This is a genomic window from Pseudoalteromonas sp. Angola-4 (assembly GCF_028599265.1).
Classification (GTDB): domain Bacteria; phylum Pseudomonadota; class Gammaproteobacteria; order Enterobacterales; family Alteromonadaceae; genus Pseudoalteromonas; species Pseudoalteromonas atlantica.
On the sequence record NZ_JAQREK010000003.1, the window covers coordinates 39842 to 53550 of the forward strand.

General features: G+C 41.3%; 16 protein-coding genes. 8 read left to right on the top strand and 8 right to left on the bottom strand.

Annotation, left to right across the window (positions count from 1 at the left end):
• The first annotated feature begins 198 nt into the window (after positions 1–198).
• From PSH48_RS04885 to PSH48_RS04905, 5 genes are all read left to right on the top strand, one after another.
• Entirely contained in the window at positions 199–435 is a 237-nt protein-coding gene (locus PSH48_RS04885; RefSeq protein WP_004588265.1) for a hypothetical protein, read from the top strand.
• Between the two features lie 135 nt (positions 436–570).
• A complete protein-coding gene (locus PSH48_RS04890; protein WP_004588266.1) occupies positions 571–807 on the top strand; it encodes a hypothetical protein in 237 nt (78 codons plus the stop codon).
• 77 nt (positions 808–884) lie between these two features.
• Positions 885–2132, top strand: a complete 1248-nt coding sequence (locus tag PSH48_RS04895) for an exonuclease SbcCD subunit D (protein ID WP_138579601.1) — start codon at positions 885–887, stop codon at positions 2130–2132.
• Entirely contained in the window at positions 2129–5779 is a 3651-nt protein-coding gene (locus PSH48_RS04900; protein WP_273611010.1) for an AAA family ATPase, read from the top strand. Before PSH48_RS04895 ends, PSH48_RS04900 begins: the two co-directional genes overlap by 4 nt.
• Before the next feature lie 12 nt (positions 5780–5791).
• Complete coding sequence (locus tag PSH48_RS04905; RefSeq protein WP_138579605.1) at positions 5792–6448, top strand: class I SAM-dependent methyltransferase; 657 nt, start codon at positions 5792–5794, stop codon at positions 6446–6448.
• 1 nt (position 6449) lies between these two features.
• Here the strand turns inward: PSH48_RS04905 and PSH48_RS04910 are convergent, their stop codons facing one another.
• Together PSH48_RS04910 and PSH48_RS04915 are read right to left on the bottom strand one after the other, a co-directional pair.
• On the bottom strand, positions 6450–6620 hold the full coding sequence (locus PSH48_RS04910; protein WP_171036110.1) for a hypothetical protein: 171 nt from the start codon (positions 6618–6620) through the stop codon (positions 6450–6452).
• Between the two features lie 103 nt (positions 6621–6723).
• Positions 6724–7329: a short chain dehydrogenase gene (locus PSH48_RS04915; RefSeq protein WP_138579607.1), complete on the bottom strand. Its 606-nt coding sequence runs from the start codon at positions 7327–7329 to the stop codon at positions 6724–6726.
• A gap of 144 nt (positions 7330–7473) precedes the next feature.
• Here PSH48_RS04915 and PSH48_RS04920 point away from each other — a divergent pair, with 144 nt between their 5' ends.
• Positions 7474–8355, top strand: coding sequence for a LysR family transcriptional regulator (locus PSH48_RS04920; RefSeq protein WP_138579609.1), 882 nt, complete (start codon positions 7474–7476; stop codon positions 8353–8355).
• Positions 8356–8480: 125 nt separating this feature from the next.
• Here the strand turns inward: PSH48_RS04920 and PSH48_RS04925 are convergent, their stop codons facing one another.
• The 3 genes from PSH48_RS04925 to PSH48_RS04935 are packed head-to-tail and all read right to left on the bottom strand — an operon-like array spanning position 8481 to position 9890.
• Positions 8481–8873 carry an ACT domain-containing protein gene (locus tag PSH48_RS04925; RefSeq protein ID WP_138579611.1) on the bottom strand — a complete coding sequence of 131 codons (393 nt, stop codon included), beginning with the start codon at positions 8871–8873 and terminating at the stop codon, positions 8481–8483.
• A 17-nt stretch (positions 8874–8890) separates the two neighbouring features.
• Positions 8891–9433 carry a DUF6942 family protein gene (locus tag PSH48_RS04930; RefSeq protein ID WP_138579613.1) on the bottom strand — a complete coding sequence of 181 codons (543 nt, stop codon included), beginning with the start codon at positions 9431–9433 and terminating at the stop codon, positions 8891–8893.
• Position 9434: 1 nt separating this feature from the next.
• Positions 9435–9890, bottom strand: a complete 456-nt coding sequence (locus tag PSH48_RS04935) for a YaiI/YqxD family protein (RefSeq protein ID WP_004588273.1) — start codon at positions 9888–9890, stop codon at positions 9435–9437.
• 120 nt (positions 9891–10010) lie between these two features.
• Between PSH48_RS04935 and PSH48_RS04940 the strand changes: the two genes are divergently transcribed.
• Entirely contained in the window at positions 10011–10532 is a 522-nt protein-coding gene (locus PSH48_RS04940; RefSeq protein WP_138579615.1) for a lipocalin family protein, read from the top strand.
• Positions 10533–10769: 237 nt separating this feature from the next.
• Here the strand turns inward: PSH48_RS04940 and PSH48_RS04945 are convergent, their stop codons facing one another.
• From PSH48_RS04945 to PSH48_RS04955, 3 genes are read right to left on the bottom strand one after another with little or no spacing between them, the layout of a single operon-like run.
• Complete coding sequence (locus PSH48_RS04945; RefSeq protein ID WP_055254328.1) at positions 10770–11111, bottom strand: DUF3325 domain-containing protein; 342 nt, start codon at positions 11109–11111, stop codon at positions 10770–10772.
• Complete coding sequence (locus tag PSH48_RS04950; protein ID WP_138579617.1) at positions 11108–12703, bottom strand: PepSY-associated TM helix domain-containing protein; 1596 nt, start codon at positions 12701–12703, stop codon at positions 11108–11110. Before PSH48_RS04950 ends, PSH48_RS04945 begins: the two co-directional genes overlap by 4 nt.
• Positions 12700–13038: a hypothetical protein gene (locus PSH48_RS04955; RefSeq protein ID WP_138579619.1), complete on the bottom strand. Its 339-nt coding sequence runs from the start codon at positions 13036–13038 to the stop codon at positions 12700–12702. Before PSH48_RS04955 ends, PSH48_RS04950 begins: the two co-directional genes overlap by 4 nt.
• Before the next feature lie 222 nt (positions 13039–13260).
• On the opposite strand from PSH48_RS04955, the gene PSH48_RS04960 reads away from it, so the two are divergent.
• A complete protein-coding gene (locus PSH48_RS04960) occupies positions 13261–13617 on the top strand; it encodes a VOC family protein (protein WP_273611011.1) in 357 nt (118 codons plus the stop codon).
• Positions 13618–13709: the final 92 nt, after the last annotated feature.

Here is a 13709-nt window from a genome sequence, read left to right on the forward strand (position 1 = left end):
TGTATTAATTAAGGTACAAACACAGTATTTATAAGGGTTCAGGCCTAATTCATGCCATTAGCTTAGGATTAAATTAAGGTGCAAAAATATGTTGTTTAAATTGAGCTTAAATTTATAGCGTTAGCAGTGTTTACACGGTTTTAATGCGCTCAGGTTCAATACAAATTAAGCAGCATATTTAAACTAAAGGAGCCCGATATGAAATTTTACATTGTAAAAAAAGATCATCAGCTCGAAGCTATCCCTGCTGATAAAGACTTACTAGAGCGCTACGAATCAAACCAATATTCGTATGTTAATGTGGTGTCGGCATGCAATAAGCAAGATGCACTAAAACGCCTATCTACTGAACAAAAACACAGTAAAAAGTGGTTAATAATTGGCGCAAATATTGCCGTGATCTCACTAATATTAACTATTTATACGATAAATTAAAAATAGTGAAATTTTAGGTTGATATTTAGTGCATTTTATATTTAAAATCGCCCACTTTTTTTATTTGAGCATAATAAAATCGTTACAATTATTCTCAAATATGTACTTATTACCAGTAAGCAATGTGGTGGGTGTATGGATTTTTATATCCTAAAAAAACAACAAGAGCTAATAGCCATTCCAGCAAATCAGCAAAGTTGTAAGCAGTATCTAGACTCAGGTTATTTTTATATTGATAAAGTAGCCGCCTGTAACGAAACGAATGCCATAAAAGCATTGCAAGCAAAGCAAACTAAAAGTTTAAAAATGCCGCTAGGTATGGCTTTGTTAGCGCTTCCTGTCATTATTATTGCTATATATAGTTTTACCTAAACTAAAGCCCTCCCGAGGCTTGCATCTTTACTTGCCTTGGGTATATTGGCGCTCTTATGGTTTTTTAAGAGCGCGATATGAAAGTTCTCCACACCTCAGATTGGCACCTAGGCCAACAATTTTATGAACATGACCGCCGTGATGAGCACGCTGCATTTTTTACTTGGCTACTTAGCACCCTAGTAGAGCAACACATAGATATACTTTTAGTTGCAGGCGACATTTATCATACAGCCACACCCAGTGCCAGCGCCGAAAACCAACTTTACCAATTTATAAAAGATGCTAAAAAGCGTTGCCCGCAATTGCATGTAGTTATTATTGCCGGCAACCACGACTCAGCAAATCGTATATTAGCGGCGCAGCCATTACTTGCTCAGTTTGACACCCATGTAGTGGGGCGCTTTGAAGTAACCGACCCAGCCAATACCGTGATTGAAATAAATACGCAAAATAAACGCGCTGTAATCGTCGCTATGCCTTTTTTACGTACCAGCGATATAAGTTCACTTAGTCATACTAAAAACGGCCCTAGTTACGCACAAGGCGTTGAAAAAGCCTATAAGCTTGCTCTTGATCACGCCTATAGCATTAACGCGCAAAATTCGCCGTTAATTGTAATGGGGCACTTACATGCCAAAGGCGGTGATATTTCAAGTGACTCAGAACGTAATTTAGTGATTGGTGGGGAGGAGTCTATTTCGGCCAATGTATTTGGTAACAAGGCAGACTACGTAGCACTGGGGCATTTACACAAAGCGCAGCAAGTCGCTAAAAAAGACGTTATTCGTTACAGCGGTACGCCTATTCCTATGTCGTTTTCAGAGCGTAACTACACGCACCAAGTTAATGTAATAGAATTTAAAAGTGATGAAAAACAAACTATTAGCACATCTGTAAACCCCCTTTACATTCCACGCTCTGCTGAAGTAATTATTTTACCAAAAGGGGAGTGCGTGCCATTAAGCGACTTATGCGAGCAAATTAAAGCGCTCGATACATCACAACATACTATTGCGCCTTATTTACGCGTAAAACTTAAATCAAGTGATACCGACACCACCTTTAGGGAACAAATAGAGCAAGCACTTGAGGGTAAACACGTAAAATTTTGCGGCATTGAGCGGGTACGAGAACAAACCATAACAAGCGATAACAGCGCCGTATTTGAAGATTTAAGCGAAATTGAAATGCTCAACCCATTAAACTTATTAGAACAAGCCTTTGCAAACGACAAAGATATGGCCGGCCAAGCTGTACCAGATGAGCTAAAAACACTGTTAAACGATGTAATAAGTGAGCTGACGGAGCAAGAGCAACTATGAAAATAACCGCAGTTCGTATTCATAACTTAGCCTCAATAGTCGATGCCGAAATCGACTTTACTCAAGCTCCACTAAAAGACGCTGGTTTATTTGCAATAACCGGCGACACAGGCGCAGGTAAAAGCACCTTTTTAGATGCTATTTGTTTAGCGCTTTATACTAAAACAGCGCGCTTAAAAGGCGATAAAGGCAACTTAATTGATTTTAACGGCGACAGCATAAAGCTAAACGATGCGCGTAACTTACTGCGCAGAGGCAAATGGGAAGGCTTTGCTGAAGTTGATTTTGTTGGCCAAGATAAACAATTATACCGCGCACGCTACGTTATTACCCGTACCCACAAAAAGGCAACAGGCAAGTTAAAAGTAGCTGAGCATACGTTACTAACCCTGCCCGATGAAACCCTAATAGCCGATAAAAGCCAAACCATAAAAGAAGTAGAGAACAAAATAGGGCTAAGCTTTGATCAGTTTTCGCGTGCGGTATTATTAGCACAGCACGAATTTGCAGCCTTTTTAAAAGCCACAGGCGATGAACGCGCACAACTTTTAGAGTGTTTAACCGGCACCGATAAATTTAGCTTAATAGGTAAACGTATTTTTGAGCGTAATAAAGCGCTAAAAGATCAATATGAATTACTTAATGCAAGCCTTGCAAGCTACACCTTATTAAGCGATGACGAATTAAGTGCTAAACAAACCCTGCGCGATGAGTTACTTAAAAAAATTGAGCAAACTAAAAAAACGCATGCAGCAACAGAGCAAGACTTAAATTGGTATAAACAATCAGCTAGCTTATCGCAGACACTAGAACACGCAGTAGAGCAGCAACAACACGCGCAACAACAGCTTGATGCAATAGCAAAGCAAAGTGAGCAAGCTAAACAAGCACAAAGCGCCCTTGAAATAAAAGACAACCGCAAACGTCATGAGTACTTAACGGCGCAAAACAAAGCACTTAGTACGCAAATAAGCGATTTAAAAGCGATTGACCATGCTGCGCTTATAAAAGAGCAGGCCGCAACACTTACAACAAAGCAAAGCGAGTTAAAAACAGCGCAAGAGCAAAAGCAAACGGCAGAGCCAATTATTGCAAAAGCCCGCGAGCTCGACAGCCAACTTGCTATACACGCACAAACTATTACAAGCCTGACTCAGCAAAGCGAAAAAGAGCAGCAGCAACTTAGCGAATTACAAACGCAGTACACGCAAAGCCAACATGCACTCGATGAGGCAACAAAACTCAGCACTGGGCATCAAACGTGGCTAAACGAGTACACGCAGCTTAAACCATTGGCTAATGATTGGAATTATTACCAACACAGCTTTAATACGTATTTAAGTGCTAATGAGCAAATAAAGGCAACCGCTTCGCAAAACCAACAGCTGTTAGAAGAGCAAACTAAACAAGCGACACTGTTGGCTGAACAAACTAAAAAAGTAGAGTTGCAAGAGCAACAACTTGCGCATCAACAAAAAGATCTTAACCAGCTAAGTGAGCAACAACGCCAATTTAATATTGAACAATGCGATAGCAAACTTAAAAATATTGAATATTTAAAAGATCAGCGCTTGCGCTACCAGCAGTTTAATCAAGAAATAAAACACAGCACACAACAACAAGCGGCGGTTGCGGCCAAGCTTGTACACAGTGAGCAAACGCAAACAACATTGCAACAAAGCTTAGCCTCGTGCGAGCAAGCACTTAAACACAGTGAATACGCATTAAACCAAGCTCGCCTGCGTGCCAGCGAAAACGTAGAGCATTTACGCACGCAGCTTACCCCTAACGAGCCATGTGTAGTGTGCGGGGCAAAAGAGCACCCGTATGCAAGCAGCCAAAACCCGCAATTAAATAACCTAATAGCCGATTTTGAAACAAGTTATAACCAAGTTAAGCAGCAACACGATAGCGCCCAAGCTAAGCTGCATCAGCACCAAACTCAACATGCTGTACTTGTCACTGAGCACGCTCAATACAGCCAAGCTATACAGAGCGCACAGGCAAAGCAGCTAGAAATTAAAACAACAATGCAAGGGGCACGTACAGAGCTTAACGACTTAACAGCACAGCAGCTTGATGAAACATACGCCCAGCTCAGCAGTCAAAAGTCGCACTATTTTGAATCGCAAAAACAGCAAACAGCCCTGCAAGAAAAAGTAAATCAGCTAATAAATAACTTAAAAGCCGAGCAACATGCACAGCAGCAATTGCATAATCAGCATGTTGAATTAACCAATAAGCTTGGCCAAATAAACACTAAGCATGCAGAGCTAAATACGCAAGTTAACGAGCTTACCAGCACCCTTAACGCACAGTTTGAGCACAGTGACTTTTGGCAGCAATTGCAAAATAACACGCTTAATATGAGCGATTTAAGCCAGCAGGTTGAGCTGTACAAGCAAACACAGGTTCAGCTTGAACAAAGTCAAAAACAAATAGACAGCGCTAATCAGCAATTACAGCAACTCACACCGTTAATTGCTAAAAGTGAGCAAGCGCTTAAAGTTTTAAACGACGATTTAGCCAAGGCGCAACAGCTGCAAAATACCACACGCACAGAGCGCCTTGCTTTATTTAACAACGAGCCATTAAGTGCCGATGATTACCAAGCAAAACTTAATGCGCAGCTTGAGCAGTGCCAAAAGGCGTTACATACAAGCCAACAAGCCCACGACAGCGCAATTAAAAAACGCGATGAGCACGCTATAACACTCAAAAACATTGAGCAGCGCTTGGCAGAGCAAATTCAAGAGCAAAGTACACTTGAAGAGCGCTACAATGACTGGTTTAGCGACTTTAAAGCGCAATATAGCGAGGCAAATCACGAACAGATCGCTATTTTACTAACTCTGACTAGTGAGCAAATAAAAGAGCAATTAATGCAGTTTGAGCAGCGTTTAGCAGCACTTACAGACGCAAATGCAGCGCTTAAGCAACAGCAAAAGGCGCAAACAGATCACCAAAATACTAACAAGCCCGAAAAAAGCGAAAGCCAATTAGCAGAGCAAGAAACGACCTTAGCCAATGAGCAAACTGAGCTACAAAATAGTTTGCTTGGCACTAATACCGCGCTTGAGCAACACAATCAAAACGCCACAGCACTTAAAGGCAAACACGCTGAACTTGCTACCCTTAAAAAGCAGGTAGAGCAGTGGCACGTACTTAATAAAGTATTAGGGGATGCAACCGGTAAAACCATGCGTAACTTAGCGCAAACACAAACCCTTAAAATATTGCTGCATTATGCTAACAGCCATTTAAAAACCCTCAATAAACGCTACGAGCTCACTGCCATTGCGCAATCGCTCGATATAGCCATTATTGACCGCGATATGGCCGACGAACAACGCTCCGTTAATACGCTCTCTGGTGGTGAATCATTTTTAGTATCACTAGCACTGGCTTTAGGGCTTGCATCGCTTTCTTCAAACAAAGTGCAAATCAACTCTTTGTTTATTGACGAAGGGTTTGGTACGTTAGATAGCGAAACACTCAGCGTTGCTATGGACGCACTCGACTCATTACAAGCACAAGGCCGTAAAGTAGGGGTTATATCGCATGTGAGCGAAATGAGTGAACGCGTAGCCACGCAAGTACATGTAAGTAAAAAAAGTGGTGGATACTCCACTGTTGAAGTCTTATAAAGGAGTTAAAAAATGCCAACATTCACAGGCGAGCAAGCAACGCATTACAACGACCGCATTACCCGTTTAGTCCCTGGTTATGAGCTATTGCACCAACTTACTAATGCTCAACTTAAAGCAACCCTTAAAGATAACGCACATATTTTAGTCGTGGGCGCAGGCACAGGCAAAGAAATACTCGCCCTTGCCGCGCTTAACCCTACTTGGCAATTTACCGCGCAAGATACCTCAAGTGATATGCTCGCAATTGCTAAACAAGCGTTTGAAGCGCACGGCATAGCAAAGCGCGTTAATGTTATTGAAGGCGAGCTTGATAAGCTATCTACCAAGGCCGATGCGGCCCTATGCTTACTCGTAATGCACTTTTTAAAAGACGACGGCAGCAAAAAGCAGCTATTAAAAAATATTAAAGCTAATTTAAATAAAGGCGCAAACTTATTTATTAGCGATTTAATGAAACCCGAAACCGACTTTGAGCGCGAAGCACAAATTACTGTGTGTGCCGATTTAGGCTTAAGTGATGCAGGGCAAGCCTACACAGCTCAAAACTTAGACAGTGAATTTTACCCACTTGATAGAATGCGCTTTAGCGAGTTACTTAACGAGTGCAAATACGGTATTCCTAAGCTTTATTTTAAAGCGCTTGGTTTTAGCGGATACGTTGTTTAACTTATCTTGAAGGATGCGGCCTGCACCATTTAACCGTATGTTTATGGCGCGGTATGGTTTTACATTCTTTATTAGAATCGGCACTTGGCTCGCTAACATATTGCGAGCTTGGTGCTACACTGGCACAGCCTGCGGCCAATAATATCGCAAATACGGGTATTAATTTTTTCACTTCATCACCTATTAAAATCTGTATTTAAGCGCTTTGCAGTTACTGTTAATGCAGAGCGCTTATTTGTTTAATTTGCCACGTCACTCACCAATATGGCGGGTAGTTATGCATCTACAAAAATAACTTCGCCAGTAATAAAGCCATCAACCGAGCGCTCAAACGCTTTACCTACAAGCTTGCCTGGCACGGGTTGAAAACCTGGCATCATTTCGCCATATACGTCCCACGCTTCTTCAAGCACGGTAGGGTTAACCACATTAATACGCGTGCCACGTGGCATTTCCAGTGATACGCATTTTGCAAACGTATCTATTGCGCCGCTTGTTGTTGCATCGGCAATCGCAAAAGGAATCGGTTTAACGTTTAAAATACCGCTAATCAGCGTAAATGAGCCGCCATCAGCAATGTACTTTTGACCAATACGTACAAGGTTAATTTGCCCCATCATTTTGCTCATAATGGTCGTCATCCACTGCTCTTCGCTCATATCAGCAAAGGTTTCGTATTCGCATAAACCCACTGTATTAACTACCGCATCAAAGTGGCCTACTTTTTCGTACAAAGCAGTAATTGACGCTTCACTCGTAATATCAACAATATGATCTACATCGCCCGAGCGACCCGCTGTAATAACTTTATGCTTAGATAAACCGGTCAATGCCGCTTGACCCATTTTGCCCAGTGCACCGATTAAAATTACTGTTTTCATTGTTTGCTCCAATCATTCAATTTAGTGTGTAGGGGCATAATAAGGGGGTAGCTCGACAATTAGAAACAACCACTTCATGTAAGTGATACAAAAATAAATGGTAATGTGATACGTTAATAATGCTAAAACAACAAAGGCATTGGCATGAGTAAGTTAGACAGGCTAGATATAAAGCAGCTGCGTATTTTCCAGGCGCTCATTCGCGAAAAAAACGCATCAAAAGCGGCGAGTAAATTAGGCTTAACCCAACAAGCTGTGAGTGAGCAACTCAAAAAGCTGCGTGATGTATTTAACGACCAGCTGTTTTTAAGAAAAACCACCGGCTTTGTGCCAACGCCTTATGCAGAAGAGTTATCGGGAGATATAGACAAGCTGCTAAACGATTTTCAGGCATTATTAGCGCCTAAAATATTTGACCCAAAAACAGTTGATGGTGCGTTTGTAATAGCCGCTACCGACTACGCACAGCAAGTTGTTTTGCCAGCGCTTGTAAAAGAGTTAAGAGAGCAAGCGCCTAATTTAAAATTAATAATAAGAGACTTTGAACTCGATAGCCTGCACGATTTAATGGAAAACGGTAAAGTTGATTTAGCCATTGCCTTCCCCGACTACATCCCAAGTACTTACCCCATTATTAAGTTATTTGAGGAGCAACATATTTGCGTTACTTCAGCTAACTCATCAATAGCAGGCACAAAACCAACCCTTGCACAAATAGCCAGTTACCCAAGCATTATAGCCTCGCCTTCGCGCCCAAATTTTAAAGGCTCTATTGACGATTGGTTTAAAAGCTTTGATTTAACGCGCAATGTTGTTGTATCGGCACCGTGTTTTTCAATTGTGCCTATGTACCTAGAAACCACCGACTCCATCGCGTTTTTACCCTCACGCGCGGTAAGCTCCGAACTGGTAAAGATAGAGCTACAGCAGCTGCCAGCCCCGTTTGATGTAATAGCGGCGTGGCATCCACGCTACAATAAAAACCCACTGCATAAATGGGTAGTGTCAAAGTTAGTGGTTGAGTAATTTGGATATATTAACTCTGATCAAACGCTTAAGACAAGCTCATCCTAAAACGTAGGTCGGTTAAGCGAAGCGCCACCCGATGCGCTAATATCCACATCACCTAACATGTTGCTGTGCCCGCAAACTCAAGAAATTTCACCAAGTGCTTTCATCGCGGCCTGCGCTTTATCGGTTTGTACAAAAATATGATCGTGATAAAACGCAGCTACTACGTTAGCGCTTATATTATGCTCGGTTAATTTGGCCGATACCGCAGCGGTTAACCCAACAGCCTCAAGGCTTGAATGCACATTAAGGGTAATTAAATTATATTTAGCTTCATAAGTAATACCGGCTTTATTGGCGGTATCTGCATTTAAAATAAGGGTTAGGCCTTCTTCTTCAACGTAACTGGCAAGCGGGTTTAAATGAACGTAGTCAGCAAGGCTGCCTGCTAAACAACAAAATATATATTCACCTTGTTTAAGCTCGGGGTTCATTGATTTTAATAACGTATTTAGCTCTAAAATTCCCGCCATGTTGAGTCCTTACATTTTTAATTAGATGTTTTAAGCTTGGCAACTAGCTCGCTTAATCGGGCTATTTTAATATTACTTAACTGCCGGTAATCAAAGTACGGGCACACGATAATGTTATTCGTTGTATCAATTGCAAACTCATCGTCTAACCAATTAAATTGCGCATTAAGCTTACCTTGCTGTAATAAGTTTTTAGCATGGGTTCGCCCAGCAATAATATGCAGTTGGTTTTTATTTGTGCCGTTAATAATGGGCGCACTAAATAACAGTGCTGTTTTACTGTTTTTTTGCAGTAAAAATGTATCGCGATACGCTTGCCAGCTAGCGGCTTGTTTAGCAAAGTTGTAATGCTCACTCGGTAGCGCAAACAACACTTTAGCGTATACGTTAAACACTTTACGCCAGCCATTACCACAGTGCTGGTTTATGGTATTTATTTGCTCGTTTATTACAGGCTCAACACTGTGTAGAGTTGCAAAGTAGGGCATAGGCGGCGCTTTTGCCACATAAACGGCTACGCTAAAGGCTTGCTCACCTAAGCCAATTAGTTGCTCACTCACACTAGCTCGCCTTTTTTTGCGCTAAAATACGGTCGAGGTTATTGGCAAAGTTTTGGCGGTCGGTTTGGCTAAGCGGTGGTGGCCCGCCACTCATTTCTACGCCGCTTGAGCGCATGGTATCCATAAAGTCGCGCACGTTTAATAACGAGCGAATATTCTCTGGCGTGTAAAGCTCACCACGCGGGTTAAGTGCTTGGCCACCGTTATCTATAACTTCACTGGCTAGCGGTATGTCGCCAGTAATAACTAAATCGCCTTTTTCTACGCGTTTTACTATTTCGTCATCGGCCACATCAAACCCGCTCGAAACCTGTACGCGGCTTATAAATTTTGAAGGCGGAATGCGCATTGCATGGTTAGCTACTAAAATAGTTGGTGTTTGCGTGCGCTCAGCGGCTCTAAAAAGTATTTCTTTTATTACCACAGGGCATGCGTCGGCATCTACCCATATTTTCATGCTTAAATCTTTTAATTGCTCTAGTATTTAGCTGATCCTATAGCAATTTATTTTAATCGGCTAGCAAACTTTATTGGCTTAGAGCCGTACAAACAACATCACTTTTAAAAAGGAGCTTTCATGAAGGCCATTACGACTATTTTACTCATTACAGGGTTATTTTTACTCACCGCCTGCACAAGCGCACCAGGGGGCATTACTCCAGTTAAAAACTTTAACCTAGAGCAGTACAAAGGTAAGTGGTACGAAATTGCCCGCCTTGATCACTCATTCGAAGAGGGTATGGAGCAAGTAACCGCGACTTACACCGTAAATGACGATGGCACAGTAAAAGTGCTCAACAAAGGTTTTATAACTGAAGAGCAAAAGTGGGATGAAGCACAGGGCTTAGCTAAATTTGTAGAAGGCACTGACACAGGCCATTTTAAAGTCTCGTTTTTTGGCCCATTTTATGGTGCTTACGTTATTTTTGAATTAGACCAAGACGACTACCAATATGCGTTTATTACAAGTTATAACCGCGACTTTTTATGGTTTTTATCGCGTACACCGACCGTTAGTGACAAGCTTAAACAACATTTTATAGCTAAAGCAAGCAAACTAGGCTTTGCTACAGAGCAAGTTATTTGGGTTAAACAGTAGGTTATTTAGCTATGTAAAGGGGCTTTACAGTTGTTGAGCAAATGATTGTTACAGCTGTAATAAAACGATCACCTCACTGTAAGGTAAGTTAAATATGTTCGGGCTATATTAGCTGCACTTGCAACGAGACATGCAAGTGTTGGACATACTGAATATCCCCCTATTGTTGGCAAGCTTTATAGCTTGCCATTTTTTTGCCTAAAATTAATGGCTTTCTTTGGATCAGGTTTTTACTAACTAAAGTGAATTTACTGCCAGTAATAGCCCTGATAAGCCAATCAGTAACATATTTAAAAAGCTAAATGGCTTAATCAACTTTTCTATAAAATTATAAAAAATCGTTATAATTAATACACTTAGACCCATAAAGCCACAAAACAGTAAAGCACCGTATCCCTGCTGCGTAACCACGCAGAACAATAAACTTAGTAAAATACTGATCCAAGCAACTATTAGTAGCAAATTACTTTGCAGCTTAGAGGGACGCGTTGTAAACACCGTTTTAAAATGCGCTGGTTTTGCCAAAGCAAAACCATTAAAAGCAAACAAACAGAGGCTAAAGCTAAGTAAATCAATCATACTTTTTGCCTCTTTTTATTATCGGCTAGGTTATTAGCTGTTTTTTTAGATGCGCTAGAAGCAGTACGTAATTTTTCGGTTTGTACTAAAAACAGTATGCTAAACAGTAAAAATACCGCATCGAAAATAAACAAGGCCCATTGTTTATTAAGTAAGTAGCTCACTATATTGCCCTGTGTGGTGAGCGCATTTATTGCCGGTACACTCAAACAGGCGAGGGCATTTATGGCTGCCATTACACGCCATTGCAGCCTATCGCGCTTTAAAAGTGCCATAACGGCAACCACTAACCACGCTAAAAAGAACGCTGTAACTTCTTTTTCACCACGCCCTGCTACGGTCGGGCTAAGTAATCTATTGGCAATAAAAAAGGCGCAGGTAGCCAGTGGTAAACCCATGATGGTGGCAAGGTTTAAAGCTTCGACTAATTGTAAGCCAAATGAGGCTTTACCCTTATTACGCTCGCGTATGCGTTTAGCCCACATTATGCAGCCAGAGCCAATCATTACGCAGCCTGCAATACCGCCAAGTACGTATAACCAGCGCAGTAAAGGCGTAGCAAAGCGCCCTGTATGCATAGAGTTAAGTGATTCATAAAGTGCTTTACTACTGCTAAGTTCGTCATCAGTTTGTGCAACTAATTCGCCCGTAGCACCACTAAACAAAAGCCGCGGAGATTGATCGCGAAGCGCCTTTGCAGGGCTTACCAATACCGTTACTGTTGAAGCGGCCATATTCGGTTTACTAACCTGAACACGCGTAATATCTGCACTAGGCCACTTGGTATAAACTTGATCCAAAATAGTGTTTATAGGGAGCAATTCTGCACTGCCTTGGGCGTTATTAGTCACGTTATTGCTAGGTGTTACATCGTTAAAAAAGCCACGCATACCCTTGTCGTAAGTCGTTAACGCAGGGTAGGGGAACAACATAAATATAAGCGTAATGATGCCTGTGTAGGTAATCATTAAATGAAACGGTAGGGCAAGTACCGAGCTTAAATTATGTGCATCTAACCAGCTACGAGCCCCTTTATTGCGCCTAAAAGTAAACATATCTTTAAATATGCGCTTATGAATAACCACGCCCGAAATTATTGCCAGCAGCATAAAAAAGCTGGCAAAACACACTACCCAGCGCCCTGTTATGGCATCTAAATAATAAAGCTGATAATGCAACCGGTAAAAAAAGTTACCGCCTTTACTTTCAACAAAAGAAGGCAGCGCTTGCATGGTGTTTGGGTTTAATTGGGTATTTACAAACTGGCTGCGGCGCTGCCCCGGCTCTTTAGGTTTTGCATAGCCATATACCAAATATGGTATTCGCTCTTCAGGCAAGATAATACGCCAACTAGGGGAATTTGCAGCGTGCTGATTTAAATAATCAAAGCCCTTTATAATTTGCTGCCTTTGCGCGGCCACTCTGTCGGTTTGGGCTTGCACATTGTGTATAGCCGGCTGATTCCACAAGTTTATTTCATCTCTAAAAAAGCTCGCTGTGCCTGCAAAAAATATTACGTAAATAATCCAACAGGTAAGTAAGCCCACCCAGGTATGTAGCCAGGTCATCGACCTAAAAAAACTGTCTTTCATAGCCAACCCTTCAGTAATGCCAATACAGCAACAAAAAAACCTGTGCTTAGTAAAATACTGATCCAAACAGTTTTTAACGACTTAACCGAAAACGCATAAATAAACACTGCGGCGTAAATTAAAATACTGATAGACACACACAGTAATACGGCATCTTGCTTAGGAATGGGCAGCAGTACACTTAATACTGAAATACACGCTGAGGTAAACGCATAGCCACCCACTATGGCAATAATAAAACGCAAAAATACTAACACTCTATAGCTTTGGGCCACCTTTAAAAGCGCAGCTAGGTTAGTTTTTGTAAAAGGTGCTATGTGCAGAGGTGCCTGCATAGTTAACAAATCCCTTATTCAAATACGAGGATAAAAATAAGGCGTTATTATAAAGCTTACAAATACAAAAGATAGCGATTCTCATTTGTATATTCTAGTTAATTTAACATTAGTGCCTAGCATGTTAGTAAAATACTGATCTCTGCCGTTTTAGGGTTATTGCTTAGCTAATTACGAAGGTTTACAGTGGTCAATACTGGCAAGCCAAAGAGTAAATTTAAAATGAGCAACCACGAAAAACTAAATTATGTAGAGTTTCCCGCGTGCGATTTAACAGCTACAAAAAGCTTTTTTACTAACGTGTTTAACTGGCAATTTACCGACTATGGCCCAGAGTATACGGCATTTAGCGGCCAAGGGCTTGATGGTGGCTTTTTTAAAGCACCGCTTAAATCACTTACTCAACATGGGGCCGCACTGCTGGTGTTTTACAGTAACGACATTCACGCAACCTATAAAAAAGTAGCGCAATATGGCGGCAAAATAGTAAAACCTATTTTTGAGTTCCCCGGTGGCTGCCGCTTTCATTTTACCGAGCCCAGTGGTAACGAATTTGCCGCATGGTCAGAAAAACAATAATATATCAAATAATTAGCTGTTATTTTCAAGTGAGATCACGATTTTACCAACTAATAACTAATTTGAGTAAAATAAACCGATTTTTTACCAAC